The organism is Streptomyces fuscichromogenes, assembly GCF_014645815.1.
GTDB lineage: Bacteria > Actinomycetota > Actinomycetes > Streptomycetales > Streptomycetaceae > Streptomyces > Streptomyces fuscichromogenes.
Genome location: NZ_BMML01000002.1, coordinates 468,609 through 486,426, shown reverse-complemented (window position 1 = coordinate 486,426; position 17,818 = coordinate 468,609). Strand labels below are relative to the sequence as shown.

General features: G+C 70.0%; 16 protein-coding genes and 2 tRNA genes. 5 read left to right on the top strand and 13 right to left on the bottom strand.

What is annotated here, in order from left to right:
- Positions 1 to 131: 131 nt before the first annotated feature.
- Positions 132 to 3,011, bottom strand: a complete 2,880-nt coding sequence (gene leuS / locus IEZ11_RS05930) for a leucine--tRNA ligase (protein WP_189261496.1) — start codon at positions 3,009 to 3,011, stop codon at positions 132 to 134.
- Between the two features lie 427 nt (positions 3,012 to 3,438).
- Between leuS and IEZ11_RS05925 the strand changes: the two genes are divergently transcribed.
- A complete protein-coding gene (locus tag IEZ11_RS05925) occupies positions 3,439 to 4,707 on the top strand; it encodes a ferric reductase-like transmembrane domain-containing protein (RefSeq protein WP_189261495.1) in 1,269 nt (422 codons plus the stop codon).
- The gene (locus IEZ11_RS05920; RefSeq protein ID WP_189261494.1) at positions 4,704 to 6,317 is read left to right on the top strand and encodes an NADH-quinone oxidoreductase subunit NuoF family protein; all 1,614 of its coding nucleotides are present in this window, start codon (positions 4,704 to 4,706) and stop codon (positions 6,315 to 6,317) included. The genes IEZ11_RS05925 and IEZ11_RS05920 overlap by 4 nt, the downstream gene beginning before the upstream one ends.
- A gap of 190 nt (positions 6,318 to 6,507) precedes the next feature.
- On the opposite strand, the gene IEZ11_RS05915 is transcribed toward IEZ11_RS05920, so the two are convergent.
- A tRNA-Ala gene (locus tag IEZ11_RS05915) sits at positions 6,508 to 6,580 on the bottom strand.
- Positions 6,581 to 6,693: 113 nt separating this feature from the next.
- Here IEZ11_RS05915 and IEZ11_RS05910 point away from each other — a divergent pair.
- Entirely contained in the window at positions 6,694 to 7,905 is a 1,212-nt protein-coding gene (locus IEZ11_RS05910) for a glycosyltransferase 87 family protein (RefSeq protein ID WP_373294835.1), read from the top strand.
- Here the strand turns inward: IEZ11_RS05910 and IEZ11_RS05905 are convergent.
- From IEZ11_RS05905 to IEZ11_RS05895, 3 genes are all read right to left on the bottom strand, one after another.
- Positions 7,884 to 8,117, bottom strand: coding sequence for a hypothetical protein (locus tag IEZ11_RS05905; protein WP_006136074.1), 234 nt, complete (start codon positions 8,115 to 8,117; stop codon positions 7,884 to 7,886). The two genes, IEZ11_RS05910 and IEZ11_RS05905, sit on opposite strands and share 22 nt — an antisense overlap.
- A 3-nt stretch (positions 8,118 to 8,120) precedes the next feature.
- Entirely contained in the window at positions 8,121 to 8,294 is a 174-nt protein-coding gene (locus IEZ11_RS05900) for a hypothetical protein (protein WP_107483215.1), read from the bottom strand.
- A 68-nt stretch (positions 8,295 to 8,362) separates the two neighbouring features.
- Positions 8,363 to 9,832 carry an MFS transporter gene (locus tag IEZ11_RS05895; protein WP_189261493.1) on the bottom strand — a complete coding sequence of 490 codons (1,470 nt, stop codon included), beginning with the start codon at positions 9,830 to 9,832 and terminating at the stop codon, positions 8,363 to 8,365.
- A 123-nt stretch (positions 9,833 to 9,955) separates the two neighbouring features.
- Here IEZ11_RS05895 and IEZ11_RS05890 point away from each other — a divergent pair, with 123 nt between their 5' ends.
- Entirely contained in the window at positions 9,956 to 10,867 is a 912-nt protein-coding gene (locus tag IEZ11_RS05890; RefSeq protein WP_189261492.1) for a helix-turn-helix transcriptional regulator, read from the top strand.
- 61 nt (positions 10,868 to 10,928) lie between these two features.
- Here IEZ11_RS05890 and IEZ11_RS05885 read toward each other — a convergent pair.
- The 7 genes from IEZ11_RS05885 to IEZ11_RS05855 form a co-directional block, all read right to left on the bottom strand.
- Positions 10,929 to 11,001, bottom strand: a tRNA-Ala gene (locus IEZ11_RS05885).
- 105 nt (positions 11,002 to 11,106) lie between these two features.
- Positions 11,107 to 11,775: a histidine phosphatase family protein gene (locus IEZ11_RS05880; protein WP_189261491.1), complete on the bottom strand. Its 669-nt coding sequence runs from the start codon at positions 11,773 to 11,775 to the stop codon at positions 11,107 to 11,109.
- A complete protein-coding gene (gene rsfS / locus IEZ11_RS05875) occupies positions 11,775 to 12,218 on the bottom strand; it encodes a ribosome silencing factor (protein ID WP_189261490.1) in 444 nt (147 codons plus the stop codon). The genes IEZ11_RS05880 and rsfS overlap by 1 nt, the downstream gene beginning before the upstream one ends.
- Positions 12,219 to 12,321: 103 nt before the next feature.
- On the bottom strand, positions 12,322 to 14,064 hold the full coding sequence (locus tag IEZ11_RS05870; protein WP_189261489.1) for an LCP family protein: 1,743 nt from the start codon (positions 14,062 to 14,064) through the stop codon (positions 12,322 to 12,324).
- 16 nt (positions 14,065 to 14,080) lie between these two features.
- Entirely contained in the window at positions 14,081 to 14,773 is a 693-nt protein-coding gene (nadD, locus tag IEZ11_RS05865) for a nicotinate-nucleotide adenylyltransferase (protein WP_189261488.1), read from the bottom strand.
- Between the two features lie 69 nt (positions 14,774 to 14,842).
- Positions 14,843 to 15,007, bottom strand: a complete 165-nt coding sequence (locus IEZ11_RS05860) for a hypothetical protein (RefSeq protein ID WP_189261765.1) — start codon at positions 15,005 to 15,007, stop codon at positions 14,843 to 14,845.
- 188 nt (positions 15,008 to 15,195) lie between these two features.
- Positions 15,196 to 15,357: a hypothetical protein gene (locus IEZ11_RS05855; RefSeq protein WP_089106806.1), complete on the bottom strand. Its 162-nt coding sequence runs from the start codon at positions 15,355 to 15,357 to the stop codon at positions 15,196 to 15,198.
- A 100-nt stretch (positions 15,358 to 15,457) separates the two neighbouring features.
- On the opposite strand from IEZ11_RS05855, the gene IEZ11_RS05850 reads away from it, so the two are divergent.
- A complete protein-coding gene (locus IEZ11_RS05850) occupies positions 15,458 to 16,624 on the top strand; it encodes a M48 family metallopeptidase (protein WP_189261487.1) in 1,167 nt (388 codons plus the stop codon).
- A 34-nt stretch (positions 16,625 to 16,658) separates the two neighbouring features.
- Here IEZ11_RS05850 and IEZ11_RS05845 read toward each other — a convergent pair whose 3' ends face one another.
- Positions 16,659 to 17,732, bottom strand: a complete 1,074-nt coding sequence (locus tag IEZ11_RS05845) for an SCO2583 family membrane protein (RefSeq protein WP_189261486.1) — start codon at positions 17,730 to 17,732, stop codon at positions 16,659 to 16,661.
- Positions 17,733 to 17,818 lie beyond the last annotated feature (86 nt).

Sequence of the window (17,818 nt, the reverse complement as noted above, 5' to 3'; positions counted from 1 at the left end):
CACCACCCCGGCCGTCTCCGGGCACGGCGTGGGTGGCCGTGTCCTCAACGGTAAACGCAAAGGGCAGGCCCGGAGTTCCGGAAAAACCCCGAACCTGCCCGTAGGGGACCACCCGGAGACGGTCGGCGATGTCACGCCGTGACGATGTTCACCAGCTTCGGCGCACGCACGATCACCTTGCGGATCCCGGCACCGCCCAGCGCCGCCACGACCTTCTCGTCGGCCAGCGCCGCCTTCTCCAGCTCCTCCTCGGAGATGGCCGGCGGCACCTCCAGACGGGCCTTGACCTTGCCCTTGATCTGTACGACGCAGGTCACGGTCTCGTCGACGACGTAGTTCGGGTCGGCGACCGGGAAGTCCCGGTGTACGACCGAGTCGGTGTGGCCCAGCTTGCGCCACAGCTCCTCGGCGATGTGCGGGGCCAGCGGCGCGATCATCAGCACCAGCGGTTCGGCGACCGGACGCGACACCGCGCCGCCCGTCTTCGTCAGGTGGTTGTTCAGCTCGGTGACCTTGGCAATGGCCGTGTTGAAGCGCAGGCCCTCCAGGTCCTGGCGGACACCGTCGATCGCCTTGTGCAGGGCTCGCAGCGTCTCCTCGTCCGGCTCGGCGTCGGTGACGGTGATCTCACCCGTGGCCTCGTCGACGATGTTGCGCCACAGCCGCTGCAGCAGCCGGAACTGGCCAACCACCGCGCGCGTGTCCCACGGCCGGGAGACGTCCAGCGGTCCCATCGCCGTCTCGTACAGGCGCAGCGTGTCGGCACCGTACTCGGCGCAGATCTCGTCCGGAGTGACCGCGTTCTTCAGGGACTTGCCCATCTTGCCCAGCAGCCGGGTGACCTTCTCGCCCTGGTGGTAGTACTCGCCGCCCAGCTCCTCGACCTCGGCGGCGGGCACCGGGAAGCCGCGACCGTCGCGGTAGACGTAGGCCTGGATCATGCCCTGGTTGAACAGCTTGTGGAACGGCTCGGCGGACGAGACGTGTCCCAGGTCGTACAGGACCTTCGACCAGAAACGGGCGTACAGCAGGTGCAGCACGGCGTGCTCGGCGCCGCCGACGTACAGGTCGACACCGCCGTGCGGCATACCCTCGCGCGGGCCCATCCAGTACTGCTCGATCTGCGGGTCGACCAGTTGCTCACTGTTGTGCGGGTCCAGGTAGCGCAGCTCGTACCAGCAGGAACCGGCCCAGTTGGGCATGGTGTTGGTCTCGCGGCGGTACTTCTTCGGCCCGTCGCCCAGGTCCAGGGTGACGTTGACCCAGTCCTCGTCGCGCGACAGCGGCGTCTCGGGCCGGGTGTCGGCGTCCTCCGGGTCGAAGGTGCGCGGCGAGTAGTCGTCGACCTCGGGCAGTTCCAGCGGCAGCATCGACTCGGGCAGCGCGTGGGCGACGCCGTCCTCGTCGTAGACGATCGGGAAGGGCTCGCCCCAGTAGCGCTGGCGGCTGAACAGCCAGTCGCGCAGCCGGAAGTTGACGGTGCCCTCGCCGATGCCCTTGCGGGCCAGCCACTCGGTGATGCGGGCCTTGGCCTCGGCGACCGGCAGGCCGTCCAGTTTGACGTCGTCGTTGGAGGAGTTGACGATCTTCGCGTCGTACGAGGCGAAGGCGTCCTCCCACGTCGACGTGTCGGTGCCGCGGCCGTCGGTCGGCTCGACGATGCAGACGATCGGCAGCTCGAAGGCGCGCGCGAACTCGAAGTCACGCTGGTCGCCGGCCGGGACGGCCATGATCGCGCCGGTGCCGTAGCCCATCAGCACGTAGTCGGCGATGAACACCGGGACCTTGTCGCCGTTGACCGGGTTGGTCGCGTACGCGCCGGTGAACACACCGGTCTTGTCCTTGGCCTCGGCCTGCCGTTCCACGTCGGACTTGGCTCCGGCCTGCGCACGGTACGCGGCGACGGCCTCGGCGGGCGTGGCGTGGCCGCCGGTCCACACGTCGTGGGTGGCCTCGGGCCAGGCATCCGGGACGAACCGGTCGACCAGCGGGTGCTCAGGAGCCAGCACCATGTAGGTCGCGCCGAACAGGGTGTCCGGGCGGGTGGTGAAGACGGTGATCTTCTCGCCGTCGATCGGGAAGTCGACACGCGCGCCCTCGCTGCGGCCGATCCAGTTGCGCTGCTGCAGCTTGATGGCCTCGGGCCAGTCCAGCTCGTCCAGGTCGTCCAGCAGCCGGTCTGCGTAGGCGGTGATGCGCATGTTCCACTGGCGCAGCTTGGCCTTGAAGACGGGGAAGTTGCCGCGCTCGGAGCGTCCGTCGGCGGTGACCTCCTCGTTGGCCAGCACGGTGCCCAGGCCGGGGCACCAGTTGACCGGCGCGTCGGAGGCGTAGGCCAGGCGGAACTCGCCCAGGACGTCGCCGCGCTCGGCGGCGGTCAGCTCGTTCCACGCGCGCGTGTGGCCCGGTACGGCGCGCTCACCGGACTCGAACTGGGCGATCAGCCCGGAGATCGGGCGGGCCTTCTTCGCCTCGTCGTCGTACCAGGAGTTGAAGATCTGCAGGAAGATCCACTGGGTCCACTTGTAGTAGTCCGGGTCGATCGTGGCGAACGACCGGCGCTTGTCGTGGCCCAGGCCCAGCCGGCGCAGCTGGACCTTCATGTTCTCGATGTTGGCCTCGGTGGAGACGCGCGGGTGCGTGCCGGTCTGCACGGCGTACTGCTCGGCGGGCAGGCCGAAGGCGTCGAAGCCCAGGGTGTGCAGGACGTTGTGGCCGTTCATCCGCTGGAAGCGGGCGAAGACGTCGGTGGCGATGTAGCCCAGCGGGTGGCCGACGTGCAGGCCCGCACCGGACGGGTACGGGAACATGTCCATGATGAACTTCTTGGGCCTGGCGACCAGCGCGGGGTCACCGGCCAGGTCGCCCGTGGGGTTCGGCGCCGCGTAGGTGCCGTCCGCGTCCCAGAAGTCCTGCCAGCGTGCCTCGATGTCGGCCGCCAGAGCGGCCGTGTAGCGGTGCGGCGCTGTCTCCGCCGAGATGGCGGTGGCAGCGGGGTTCGTCTCGCTCATGATCCTCAAAGCTCCATCGGTCGTCTCTGCCAGCGGCTGCGAACGTTCTAGAAACGAAAAATCCCCTCACACAGGAGGGGACGCCGCGCCGATGCCGACCTGCCGTTTCCTCCGGCGGTCGGGACTGATCAGCGCGGCCCGCTAAGCAGAAGGCGTACGGCACGCATGGCGTCAGAGTACCGCAGCGCTTGAGCAAGCTGCGACGCGCTTGCGTATCAATGGTTGACACGTGCGTCTGAGGCGACCACCGGGACGAGAGTTGAATCAGGTTCAAAAATTAGTTCGCGTAACGTCCGCTAAGGGACATCACAAGGGCCGCAGGCCCCTTTGGTAACAACGCAATAACTCAAACCTCGTACTGATCGGTATGGCGCCACTTAGGCTGCGGCACCGGGACCGCTTTCCCGAACTGCTCGGAGTTGCCCCCATGAACCCTCGTCGTAGTAACAGCTCGCTTCCCAAGCCAGGCCGTTCGGCCTGGGGGGTGGCATCCGCTGTCGTCCTGTTGCTCATACCCGTGGTCGTGCTGACCGGAGGCAGCCAGTTCCAACTGTTCCTGAACTTCGGTGCAGGCGTGCTCTCGCTCGTCTCGCTGAGCTGCTCGGTGATCTGGGGTCTGATCTCACAGGACCGCATCTTTCTCAACACCCGCCAGCGGATCGTCGGCCAAGCGGTGCACCGGACGACCGCGGTCGCCTCGATCGCGTTCCTGCTGGTCCACATCGTCACGAAGATCGCCCTGGATCACACCGTCGTGATCGCCGCGATCATTCCGTTCTCGCTCGGCTTCACCGGAAGCGCCGGCCTGATCGGGCTCGGTTCGCTGGCCGGACTCCTGATGATCTTCGTGGGTGTCACCGGCGCCCTCCGCAGCAACTTCGCCGCCCCCGCCGTCGTCGCGGCCCGCTGGCGGGCCATGCACATGCTGGCCTACCCGTCCTGGTGCGCCGCGCTGATCCACGGTCTGTACGCGGGCCGCGCGGCGAAGCCGTTCTTCATGATCTCGTACGACCTGTGCCTGGTCGGCGTGATGGCCGCGCTGGCGCTGCGCGCCGCCCCGCGCCCGTTCAAGCGGAGGGTCGCCGACCGTCTCGTCTCCGTCCTGGGAAGCCCGGAGCGCCCCGAGCTGGACGATCTGGACGCCAGCCGCGCCCGGAGGAGCGAGTCCGCGCTGTCGGGCTACGAGGCCATGCGCGAGCGCGAGCCGAGGTCGTCGCGTGCCGACACGGCGACCTCGCAGTCGAACCCGCTGTTCCCGTCCGGGGCGGCCGCCGCACCCGGCTCCGACCCGGCCTCCGGCTTCGCCGCCGCCTACCGGGCCACGTCCACCCCCGGCCAGCCCCAGTCGCCGTTCGCCGCCGGCCAGACCGCACGCATGGAGCGCGTGGACGGTCCGTCAAGCACCTCGGGCAGTTGGCCGATCCCGTCCCCGCCGCCGGTCGGCGAGGCACCCCGGTCGGCGTACGACCCGCTCCAGGACACCGGATACAACATCCCGGCCTATGGCAATCCGGGCGCCGGCGGCGCAGTCGGACGTGATGTGTACGACACGGGTGAGACGAATGCCCGGTACGGGACGTACAACTCGAATGACACGTACAACAGCGGTCCCGCCAACGAACCACCGCCCGGCGCGTCCTTCGACGCACCGGGTTCGGGCGAACCTTGGAACACGCCTTCCGGAGGCTATAGGTGAACGAGGCCCTGCCCGACGTCCCAGAAGTCCGCGTGGTCGGCCTTCCGCAGCTCACGTCGGGCTTCGACCTTGTCGAAAGACTCGATCTGCCCATGCACCTCAAGGTGCACGGGCCGCTTGAACCCTTGGGCGGGGAGCAGCTCGCGCAGCTCTCCGAACGCATCAACCTGAAGGGCCGCGGGGGCGCGGGTTTCCCCTTCCACAAGAAGCTGCGCTCGGTCGCCGAGGCGGCGATCAAGCGCGGCGTTCGGCCGGTCGTCGTCGTCAACGGCAGTGAGGACGAGCCGGCCTGCCGCAAGGACACGGTGCTGATCAACCGTGCCCCGCATCTGATCCTGGACGGTGCGCTGCTGTGCGCCGAAGCACTGGGTGCCCGCACGCTCGTGGTGGGGGTCACCCGGGAGTCCACGCAGCGCTCCATGGAGCAGGCGCTCGCCGAGCGCGGCCTGAGCAACGGCCGGCGTTCGGCGCTGAAGGCGTTCGTCCAGCGCAACCCGGTCCGGATGGTCACCGGCGCCGCCGCGTCGCTGATCCGCTCGATCGACGGCGGCCCGGCGGTCCCGCCCGGCCGCAAGACCAGCGCCTCGCAGAACGGTGTCGGCGGAGCGCCCACGCTGCTGTCGAACGCGGAGACGTTCGCGCAGCTGGCGATCGCCGCCCGCATCGGCCCGGAGCGTTACGGCAACACCGGCCTGTACGACGAGCCGGGCACCGTCATGCTGACGGTCTCCGGCGCGGTCGCCCGCCCCATGGTGATCGAGGTCCCCACAGGCGTGCCGCTGCGTTACGTCCTGCAGCTGGCCGGCGCCCCGCCGGTACCGCAGGGCGTGCTGACCGGCGGCTACCACGGCAGATGGATCGACGCGGCCACGGTCAACGAGGCGATCGTCTCCCGTAACTCGCTCGACGCGGTGGGCGGCGCACTGGGTGCCGGCGCCATCCTGCCGATCACGCAGGAGACCTGCCCGCTGGGCGAGTCCTTGCGGGTCGCCCAGTGGCTGGCGGAGGAGAGCGCGGGACAGTGCGGTCCCTGCTACCTGGGTCTGCCTGCGGCCGCGCGCGGCATGGAGGACATCCTCAACGGCGGCGGACCGGCCGCCCTGGAGGCGCTCAAGCAGGTCGCGAAGAACGTGAAGCGGCGCGGCGCGTGCTCGCACCCGGACGGCTCCGCGATGTTCCTCGAATCGACGATCAAGGCGTTCACCGACGACCTGGCCGCGCACGTTCTCGGAAACGGCTGCGGACGGCCCGTGGAGGGCGTTCTGCCCCTCTTCGAGGACGGCAAGATGCCCACGGGCATCCCGGGCGGCGGAGAGCCCGATGACAACGGCGCCGGCAGCCGGCAGAAGATCTACGTCGACTGGACGCTGTGCCGGGGCCACGGTCTGTGCGCGGACATCCTCCCGGAGGTCTTCGAGCTGGGCGCGGACGGTTTCCCGACGGTCGCGCAGGCGAAGGTGCCCCGGTTCGCGGAGGCCAAGGCGCTGCGCGCGGTGCGCCGCTGCCCGGCGCTCGCCCTGCGCCTGGAGGAGGACACGCGCGCGCAGGCACCGGCCAAGAACCTGCCGGTTCTCTCGCAGGGTCGCGGCCGCCGGGCACTGGGCCGCTGATCACGCCCTTCACGGCACGCAGGCGGGGCGGGTCACCCTGGTCGGGTGGCCCGCCCCACGCGCGCGAGACGAACGGAAGAACGCCGACCAACAAGACGATGCCGGCCAGAACGATGTCGCCCAAGCCGAAATCGACCGTGACAACGCCGAAGGCGGACCATCCATTTGGATGGTCCGCCTTCGACTTCTGTGGAGCTAAGGAGAATTGAACTCCTGACCTCCTGCATGCCATGCAGGCGCTCTACCAACTGAGCTATAGCCCCTTGTCCTGTTCCGCCCGGCTTCCCTGGCGGCGACGCCAACATTACACGGTCGAAGGGGTGCACCACCAAATCGTTTCCGTTCTGTGCGGATACGGACGCTAGTGTCGGACTTCGTGACCGTGATCGCGTTCTCCGAGACCCGGCGCCGGATGCCGGTGGCCCTGGGGGCGTGTCTCCTGTCGTTCACGGCGTTCTGGGTGGCCCAGCGGGCCGCGCACGTGTCGATGATCGACCTGATGGTCTACCGAGCGGAGGGGGCGACCGTCCGCGCGGGCGGCGATCTCTACGCGCTGCGTACGACGGCGGCTCATCTGCCGTCCACCTACCCGCCGTTCGCCGCGCTGCTGTTCACCCCGCTGACGCTGCTGGACGTCGCGAGCATGCGCACGCTGGCGACGGTCGGAAACCTCGCCCTGCTGCTGGTGTTCGTCGGGCTGTCGATGCGGCTCGTCGGGCACGCGCGCGTGGAGCGCGTTCTGTGGGTCACGGCGGCGGCGGTGTGGTGCGAGCCGGTGTGGACGACCGTGCGTTACGGACAGGTCAATCTGCTGCTGGCCGTACTCGTGCTGTGGGATCTGTCACGCCGCCCCGCCGAACGCCCGGACCGCTGGTCGGGAGTGAGTGTCGGGCTCGCGGCCGCGGTCAAGCTGACACCTGCCCTGTTCGCGGTGTTCCTGCTCGTCACGGGCCTGGCCGCGCGCCTCGGCGGGCGGGACGGCGGCCCGTGGCTGCGGCACGCGCGCGGGGCGGCGGCCGCCTTCGTGGGGGCGACGCTGCTCGCGGCGGCCGTCCTGCCGTACGACTCATGGCGGTTCTGGAGCGGGATGGTGTTCCGGACGGGGCGGGTGGGGCGGGCCGAGGAGACCGCGAATCAGGCCCTGCGCGGCGTTCTGGCGCGTTTGCTGCACACTCCCGAGCCGGGAGCCCTCTGGGTCGCTGCGGCAGCCCTGACGGCCGTCCTGGGGCTCGCGGTGGCGGTGACGGCGGAGTTGCGGGGCCGGCGGCCCTGGGCGGTGGCCGTCTGCGCGGTGACGGCGCTGCTGATCAGCCCCGTGTCCTGGTCGCACCACTGGGTGTGGTGCGTGCCGGTCGTGCTGCTGCTGTGGACGCGCGGGCTGCGCATGGCGGCCGCGGGCATGCTGCTGGTCTTCTGCTCGTACGCCCTGTGGTGGGTGCCGCACGGGCCGGGGCGGCCCGAACTTCACCAGGACGCCGTCGCCTTGACGCTGTCAGGGCTCTACCCGGTCACCGGGGCGCTGTTCCTCGTGCTCGCCCGGACATCGTTGCCGAGGCCGGGCGCCACTCAGGCCGTGACGAACGAGTAGAACCGCTTGAGCGTGCAGTGCTCTTCGAGGAGCCGGCCGTAGATCGGCTCGCCCTCCAGCTCACGGTAGGTCTCGATGGGGTCGCCTTTTATGATCAGCGCCCGCGCGCATTCCTCGCACCAGTACTGGTAGTCGGGGTTGATCGGCTCCATGTCGCGAACGATCGGGGTCCCGCTCCCGCACCAGTCGCACTTCCGCCTGTGTGCACCCATCGATCAGCTCCAGCTGTGGCCGCAGGCCGTGCACACGTAGGAGATCCCGCCGTTGTCGCCGAGCACTTGGGCGACATGCACGGAACCGCAGGAAGGGCAGAGCAGCCGGGTGATCGTGTCCCGTATCAACGCCGCACCGAGGAGGTGGCCGCCCTCCTCAAGGATGCTCGCAGGCATCGCTACTCCTCCCGTCGGGCCGCGCCCCCTTCCGGCCGTTTGATTCTGCCACGGCCGGGCCAATACGGTCAGCGACGCCTCAGTACCAGTCCGGACACGGCACCCGCGGCCGCCGTCGCGGCGAGCGCCCATGCGCAGGCTGACAGCGCCTCCGCAGAGGTATACGCCTGCGAGCCCCCAACTGACTCAAGCCGGTTCAAGAACAGTGTGCCGAACGCCGCGACACCGATGAGCTGCCCGAGCTGGGTGACGGTCGCGAGGAGTCCGCTGGCGTCCGCCGCGTCCTCGGGGCGCACGGTTGCAAGGGCACCGGTGAGCGTGGGACTGAACGCGAGCGCGAGCCCCGCTCCCACGCCCGCGTACGCCACATAAAGCTGCGCGCCCCCGTCACTACCACCGTGGAAGGCCAGGCCGACACCGGCCACGCCCAGCGCGGTGAGCCCGAACCCGACCGGTGCCAGCGCCCGCTGCCAGGCGGCCGGCCACCTGCGCCAGGTGAGAGCGACCACGCCGAAGACGACGGCGGTCGGCGCGAAGGTGAGACCTGCGCGCAGCGCGCTGTAGCCGAGGCCCCTCTGGACGTGCAGGGTGAGAGTGAAGAGGAACCCTGCGTTGACGGCCATGACGGCGAGGATGCGCAGCACGGCCAGGCTCATCCCGGGGTGGCGCAGCACCCGGGGCGCGACGATCGGGGCGCCGCCGCGCCGGGCCAGCCTCGACTCGTAGGCGCAGAACAACGCGAACAGGAGCACAGCGGCGGCCAGGGACAGCCAGGACCACAGCGGCCAGTTCTCCTCCTGGCCGAGCACCAGCGGGACCGTCAGGAGCGACACGGCGGCCCCCAGCAGGACCAGGCCGGGCAGGTCCAGGCCGCGGGCCCGCTCGGGACCGGATCCGGCGCCGAGCGGCAGAACGCGCCGGCCGAGGACGAGGAGCGCGGCGCCGACGGGCACGTTGACGAGGAACACCGGCCGCCAGCCGGTGCCGAACAGGTCGGCGCTGACCAGGGCGCCGCCGATGACCTGGCCGGCGGCGGCGCCGACCGCGAGGACCGCCGAGTAGGCACCGAGCGCTCGGATACGGGCCTCGCCGGTGAAGGTGCGCTGGATGATGCTGAGGACCTGCGGGATCATCACCGCCGATCCGGCGCCCTGCAGCAGCCGGAACACGATCAGCTCGGTGGCACCCTGGGCCAGGCCGCAGGCGAGCGACGCGGTCGTGAACAGGGCGAGGCCGGCCAGGTGGACCCGGCCGTGGCCGAGCCGGTCGCCGAGCCGGGCGCCGGTGATCAGCAGCACCGAGTAGGTGATCGCGTAGCCGGCCACGACCAGCTGCAGGTCGGCGCCGGAGGCGTGGAGTTCGGAGCCCATGGTGGGGGCCGCGACGTTCACGATGAAGACGTCCAGCACGGCCATGAAAAGGGCCGCGAGGACGACCGGGAGGAGCAGCCGGGGCCGGTTGTCAGTGCCGGGTGCTTCACTTTTCGCAGGGGTCGGAGCGGGTGCGGGACCTGGTCCCGTCCTGGATGGCGTCGTCATGCGTCCGAGCGTGGCGGCGGGCCGGTACGGGTGCCGAGAGCCCGCCGATGCTGGTACTGGCAGCACCTGGCAGGGCACGGGGACTGCGTTCACGATGGGGATGTGACGACGGGGGACGTGACGATGGCGACGACAGCACACCGGCGCAGGCCTGAGCTGGCCGCGTTCCTGCGCAGCAGGCGGGCCCGGGTGCAGCCGGCGGACGTAGGGATGCCGCCGGGGCTGCGGCGGCGTACGCCGGGGCTGCGGCGGGAGGAGGTCGCCCAGCTCTCCGGTGTGGGTGTGACCTGGTACACATGGCTGGAGCAGGGTCGGCCGATCAACGCGTCGGCGCAGGTGCTGGACGCGGTGGCGCGGACGCTGATGCTGGACCCGCCGGAGCGGGAGCATCTGTACCGGCTGGCGGAGGTGCCGTTCGCCCCGATACCGGAGGGGCTGTCCCGGTCGGTCGGCGCGGAGGTGCAGGGCATCATCGACGCGCTCGACCCGCTGATGGCGGTGGTGTACACCTCGCGCTACGACGTGCTGGCCACCAACACCGCGTACCGGGACCTGTTCCTGGTGCCGGAGACGGTGCGGATCGGCGTACCGAACGTGCTGTGGACGCTGTTCACGATCTCGCAGGAGGCCTGCCCGGTGGTGCACCTGCAGCGTGAACTGCCGGTGATGGTGGCGACCCTGCGTTCCTCCTACGGCAGACATGTCGGCGAGCCGGCCTGGGAGGACTTCATACGGGCGCTGTCCCAGGCCAGTCCGTACTTCGCCCGGTTGTGGGCGAGCGGAGCGGTGGCCCAGCCGGGGCCCCGGGTGAAGACGTTCCGTCACGAGGCGGTGGGCGAGCTGCGGATGACCTCGCAGTCGCTGTCGATCGACGGGATGCCCGAGGCGCGGATCGTGGTCTACACGCCGGAGGACGAACGGACGCGGGAGCGGGTGGCGTTGCTGCGGGAGCACAGGCAGCGGTTGTGGCCGGTGGCGGAGGAGGAGGCCACCGAGATCATCCGGGAGTGGAACACAAGAAATCCCGCCCTCTGAAGAGGACGGGAATCTCATTGCCGATCTTTGACAACTCGACAAGGTGTGGAGTGTCGATCTGTGGAGCTAAGGAGAATTGAACTCCTGACCTCCTGCATGCCATGCAGGCGCTCTACCAACTGAGCTATAGCCCCTCGCGTTCTTCCCGTCTTTCCGCTTGGCGGGCCGAACAAGAAGAACTTTAGCCTGCGACCTGCCGGAAAGTGAAATCCGGGGCCTGGTCGGTTGGCCGAGGATCGTCAGTCGTCGTCGCCGAGGACGGGCTCCGGGAGGGTGCCGGCGTTGTGCTCCAGGAGCCGCCAGCCGCGGGCGCCTTCTCCGAGGACGGACCAGCAGCAGTTGGTGAGACCGCCGAGGCTCTCCCAGTGCTGGGACTCCAGGCCGAGGAGGCGGCCGATGGTGGTGCGGATGGTGCCGCCGTGACTGACCACCACGAGGGTGCCGTCCTCGGGGAGCTTCTCGGCGTGCCGGAGCACGACGGGGGCGGCCCGGTCGGCGACCTCGGTCTCCAGTTCGCCGCCGCCGCGGCGGACGGGCTCACCGCGCTTCCAGGCGGCGTACTCGTCACCGTGCAGGTCGATGATCTCCTGGTGGGTGAGGCCCTGCCACACGCCCGCGTAGGTCTCCCGCAGGCCCTCGTCACGGATCACGTCGAGGTCGGTGAGAACGGCGAGCTGGGCGGCCGTGTCGGCGGCCCGCCGCAGGTCGGAGGAGACGATAGCGTCCGGGCCGAGGGAGGCGAGCAGGCGGGCCGCCCGGCGGGCCTGGCCGATGCCGGTCTCGGTGAGCTCGACGTCGGTGGAGCCCTGGAAGCGGCGCTCCACGTTCCAGGCGGTCTGGCCGTGCCGCCACAGGATGATGCGGCGACCGCGGCCCTTGCGGTCGGTCACCTCGCCCGTGGCGGTCATCACCACCCCCCGCCCGGCTCGCCGGCGTCGTCGGCGGCCTGGAGCTCGGCGTGCTCCGCAGCCTTGCCGCGGGTGGCCTTGGCGTCGGCCGGCAGCTCGATCTCGGGGCAGTCCTTCCACAGCCGCTCCAGGGCGTAGAAGACACGCTCCTCGCTGTGCTGGACGTGGACGACGATGTCGACGTAGTCGAGCAGGATCCAGCGGGCCTCGCGGTCGCCCTCGCGGCGGACCGGCTTGACGCCGAGTTCCTTCTGGAGGCGCTCCTCGATCTCGTCGACGATCGATTTGACCTGGCGGTCGTTGGGTGCGGAGGCCAGCAGGAAGGCGTCCGTGATCGACAGGACGTCGCTGACGTCGTAAGCGATGACGTCGTGGGCGAGCTTGTCGGCGGCCGCCTGTGCGGCGGCGGTGATGAGCTCGATGGAACGGTCGGTTGCGGTCACTGCGTGGCTTTCCTTCGGCGGTCGTTTGACACCAAGGGTCTCACGGACCGCCGGTCGCACCCCACGTGATTACCGCGTCACGTGGGGTGCGAGGGGCCGCCGCTCAGGAGGAGGACGGCTTGTAGTCCTGGCCGAGGACCACCGAGACGTCGGCGCCCGAGCCGACCGTGCCCTTCTGGACGGCGCCGGTGCCCAGGCCGAGGGTCTTGGCGACCTCGGTGGCGTTCTCCTTGTCGGCGGCGTCGGAGTAGAGCACCTTGGAGGCTGCCTGGGTGGTGGCGGCCGTACCGCCCTCCAGGAAGGTGTAGCCGCCGTTGACGAGGACCACGCGGGCCTTCTCCGTGTCGTCCTTGACGCCGGTGGCGTTCTGGACGGAGACGCGGACCGCGGAGCCCGCGGAGGGGCTCTTGGCGGTGCCGCCGAGGACGTCCTTGACCACGCTGGAACTGGTCTCGGCGCTCAGCGTGCCGTCGCTCTGCACGGGCAGCAGGGCGGTCTTGTAGTCGCCGCCCTTGGCGAGGTCGGCGAGTTTGGCGAGGAAGGTGCCGAGGTCCTTGTCGGTGAGGGACGGGTCGAGGATCTGCGCGAGGGTCTGCACGGTGGTCGTCGCGGCGGAGGCGTCGGACGACATCTTGCGCAGTACGCCCTGCATGACCTGCCCGAACCGCTCCAGCTGGGCGTTCTGGGCCTCGCCGGAGGCGCGGTAGGTGGCGTAGGCGACGGCGGCCTTGCCGCTGAGGGTCTGGTCCTTGCCCTGGTGGACCAGGGGAGCCTCGCCCTTCTTCTTGGTGTCCGGGTCAGGGACGTCGGCGTTGGTGTCGATGTCGATGTTGCCGACGAGTTCGACGAGGTTCTGCAGATAGGGGGTGTCGAGACGCCAGGTGCCCTCGATGTTGGTGCCCAGGACGGTGTCGAGCTGGTCGCGGGTCCCGGAGGAGCCGTCGTCGTCGACCGACTTGGCGAGGGTCGTGGTGCTGCCGTCGTCGTCGGTGAGGGCGAGGGAGTTGGGCAGCAGGACGGTGCTGCCCTGCTTGGTGGTGGTGTTGTCGACGAGCAGCACGGTCGAGGTGCCGCCACCGCCGGTGTTGTGCAGGTGGACGACGACCACGTCGCGTTTCTGGGCGGCCGCCGAGGTCGTCGTACCGCTCTTGGTGCCGGCGGAGGACAGGCCGGGGATCTTTCCGGCGTACCAGAGGTAGCCGACGCCGCCGACGGCGACCAGGGCGAGAACGACGACCAGGGCGATCATCCGGCTGCGGGCGCGACGCTTGGCCTCCTCGCGGCGCTCGGTGCGGTTCTCGGTGAAGTTCAGCCAGTCGATGACGTCCTCGGAGTCACCGTCCGGCTGCTCGACGAACGCGAACTGCCCGGTGTTGTAATCCCGTTCGCCTTCGCCTTGGCCGTCGGCCTGGCGGGGCTCGGCGGGTTCCCGGACCGGTCCGGCCTGCTGCGGGATGTGCGCGGTCTGCTCGGCGACCCGGGGCTGCCGGCCGCTGGTGGCCGCCTGCCCGTAGGGGTCGTAGGCCGTCTGGCCGCCGGTGCCGTACGGGTCGTATCCGTCGTACCCGTGCGTGGGCGGCACGGTCGGCTGCTGCCCGGTGTCGTAGACGGGCGCCTGCTGCCCGGTGTCGTACGCCGGTGCGGTCTGCTGCCCGCCGCCGGCGTACGGGTCGTAGCCGTAGCCCTGCCCCTGCCCCTGCCCCTGCCCCTGCCCCTGCCCGGTGTACGGGTCGTACGTCTGCTGCTGTTGCGCCGGGATCTGGCGGTACACCGGCTGTCCGTACTCGTCGTAGCCGACGAGTTCGTACTGGTCGCTTCCGTAGCCCGCGTCGTATCGGTCGTTCACCGGTGCTCCTCTCGGCTCACTCGCCGCGGTACAGCTCGCGCTTGTCGATGTAGCGCACGACTCCGTCCGGCACCATGTACCAGATGGGGTCGCCCTTGGCGACTCTCGCACGGCAGTCTGTGGAGGAGATGGCGAGCGCGGGAACCTCCACCAGCGAGACGCCGCCCTCGGGGAGACCGCGGTCGGTCAGATGGTGGCCGGGCCGGGTGCAGCCGATGAAGTGGGCCAGGGAGAAGAGTTCCTCGGAGTCGCGCCAGGTGAGGATCTGGCCGAGCGCGTCGGCGCCGGTGATGAAGAACAGGTCGGTGTCCGGGTTGAGGGCACGCAGGTCACGCAGGGTGTCGACGGTGTAGGTGGGGCCGCCGCGGTCGATGTCGATACGACTGACGGAGAACTGCGGGTTCTCCGCGGTCGCGATGACCGTCATCAGATAGCGGTCCTCGGCCGGTGAGACGGCGCGGGCGGTCTTCTGCCAGGGCTGCCCCGTGGGCACGAACACCACCTCGTCGAGGTGGAACTGGGCGGCGACCTCGCTGGCCGCCACGAGGTGACCGTGGTGGATCGGATCGAACGTTCCGCCCATGACACCGAGGCGGCGTTTGCCGGTGTGCGCGGGGACCGCCGGCGTGTACCGCGGGGTCGTCACCGTGTCGCCGGCGTACTCGGCCTCGTCATTCGCCGGACCGGTAGGCATGTCCTGCTCTCCCATGCGTGCAGACCCTACCGGCCCGGTCCGTGGGCCCCGCCCGGAGGACCGGTGCCGGGCCGGGCGTCCGGCTCAGCGGTCGCGGTTGAAGCGGGTGGTGATCCACAGCAGGAGCAGCAGGATGAGGAACGCGCTGCCACCGGTGACGAGCGGGTTGAGGCTGTTGTGGTTGCCGCCTCCCTCGCCCTCGGCGGCGAGGGTGACCAACTGGGCAGCGGTGCTGTGGAGATTCATCATCTGCGGCAGGACCTATCGCGTGTGGACGGGATAAAGATGTCGGCTCATCGTATGCGGGCGGCCCGGCGGCGATCACGCCGACTCCTCCGTTGGGCCGACGCTCACCGACCGGTGGCCGGCGTCCGGACGGCTCCGGTGTGCTCCTGCCGGCTCGTGCGTCACGGCGGACGGGGAACGATCCCGGCGGCTCAGTCGTCCTTCTGTTTGTACCCGCGCAGCAGGAACCAGGCGGTCAGTGCGCAGCCGACGAACATGACGACGATGACGACCCGGAGCAGATCGCCCGAGCTCTGGTGCTGGGCGGCGCTCGCGGCCTGGGTCAGCCAGGCGGCCGGGGGGTGGTGCTCCATGGGGACTCCTTCGGCTGTACTGCCCGCCCACGGTATCTCCGCCTAGGCTGGGCTCTGCTTCGGGGGCACACCGTGGACACTCACGTACCTGGGGGATGACATGTCCGACGACGGCCACGAGCAGAGCGGGCACGAGCGGGTGCCGAGCAGGCGGCGCAAGCGGTTCCCGGGGATCTCCTCGCGTGCGTACGAGCATCCGGCGGACCGTTCGGCGCTGGTGGCGCTGCGCAGGCTGAGCGGTTTCGACACGGTCTTCAAGGCGCTCAGCGGACTGCTTCCGGAGCGGAGTCTGCGGCTGCTGTTCCTGTCCGACTCGGTCCGGGTGTCCGACCAGCAGTTCACCCACCTGAACGACATGCTGCGGGATGCCTGTTACATCCTGGACCTGGAGAAGGTCCCGCCGATGTACGTGACGCAGGATCCGCAGCCGAACGCGATGTGCATCGGCCTGGACGAGCCGATCATCGTGGTGACCACGGGTCTGGTGGAGCTTCTCGACGAGGAGGAGATGCGCGCGGTCGTCGGCCACGAGGTGGGCCACGCGCTCTCCGGGCACTCCGTCTACCGCACGATCCTGCTGTTCCTGACCAGCCTCGCCCTGAAGGTCGCCTGGATCCCGCTGGGCAACCTGGCGATCCTGGCGATCGTCACGGCCCTGCGGGAGTGGTTCCGCAAGTCGGAGCTGTCCGCCGACCGCGCGGGTCTGCTGGTGGGGCAGGACCTGCGGGCTTCGATGCGCGGGCTGATGAAGATAGCGGGCGGCAACCACCTGCACGAGATGAACGTGGACGCGTTCCTCAAGCAGGCGGAGGAGTACGAGGAGGGCGGTGACCTGCGCGACTCGGTGCTGAAGATCCTGAACGTGCTGCCGCGCTCGCACCCCTTCACCACGGTCCGCGCGGCCGAGCTGAAGAAGTGGGCCGAGTCCCGTGACCACCAGCGGATCATGGACGGTCACTATCCGCGGCGCACCGAGGACAAGGACACCTCGGTCGGTGACTCGTTCAAGGAGTCCGCGGCGAGTTATGCCAGCGACGTGAAGAGCTCCAAGGATCCGCTGATGAAGCTGGTCACGGACTTCGCGGGCGGGGCGGGGGGTCTGGGCGGCCGGGTGAAGCGCGGCTTCGAGGGGTTCACGAGCGCGCCGCCGCCGAAGGACGGGGCACCGAAGGACTCGGCGCCGGAGGACTCGGCGCCGGAGGACGCATCGACGGACGAGGCACCGCCGCGGGACACTCCCCCGCAGGCCGAGGGCGACGGAGCGTAGCGGGCCTGCCGCTCAGACCTAGTGGGCCTGCCGCTCAGACCTTCGGCTCGGCCGCGGTGGCCAGTGTCCCGCACAGGGCGGTGGTGCCGTCCGTGGCGAACGGGTTCGTGCCCGCCGGGCCGCCCGCCTTGGCCGTCTGGCCGGCCAGCAGGGGACGCAGGTGGTCGGCGGCGTCCTCGGCGCAGGACAGGGGACCCGCCTGGACGTAGGAGACGACCAGCTGGGTCTGGTGCTGGCGCAGGTCGTCGCGGTCGAAGCGGAAGGTCAGCTCGCGGCGGACGGTGAACAGGGAGACCTGGGCGCCGCCGGCCGGGGTGCCGGTGGGCCGCAGCGCGTAGACGAAGGTGTGGTCGGCGCTGATCTCCAGGGTGGCCGGGTCGGTCTCGGTGGCCCGCAGGTTGCCCTGGACGCGGATCCTCGGGTCGGCGAGTTCGGCGCGGGTGGGGTCGAAACGGACCAGCCATCCGGTGGGGGCGTGCCGGCCGTCCGCCACGGGGTGGTCGACGCTCTGGTCGAACTGGTCGAGCTGACCGGGGTCGAGCAGCGCCCGCGCGGGCCGCACCTCGCTGCTGTCGAGGACCTCGGGGTAGAGCGAGGAGCGGACGAGGTAGTCCTTGACCGTGGTCAGAGCGGTGACCACCTGGCTGTCGGAGAAGTGCGCGGTGCTGTGCACGGTCGGCAACGGTATCCCCTCGGCGCCGACCTCGTACTCCGCTGCGGGGCTGTGCGCGTACAGGGCCTCGGCGTCGGCGGCACCGGGCACCTTGCCCTGCGGGGAGAGCGGGATGACGGTCATCCGCAGGGGTTCGACGGGCTGCTGGGCCTCGTCGGTGCCGTAGGGGTGGCGGACGCCCATGTAGATCGCGGTGCCGAAGGCGGCGAGGATCAGCATGACGAGGACCAGGGCCTGCCGGGTGAGGCCGCGGCGCAGGGGCGGGCGACGGCGTACGGCGGGCGCGTGGTCGGTCATGCGTTCGCGTGCGGAGGACTCCTGGAGGCGGGCAGCGCGGACGAACGATTCGTCGAAGACGACGGATCGGTACTCGTCCTCGCCACCCACGGGGCCGCCCTCGGGTGTCCCCTCAGGTGGGTCTCCTGGCCCGCCCATACTTTCAGAGTAGGTCTCGGGAGCCTCAGGTAAACGCCCAGCTACATGACAACTTCTGACAGGTTCTCACCAGAACTGCCATCAGG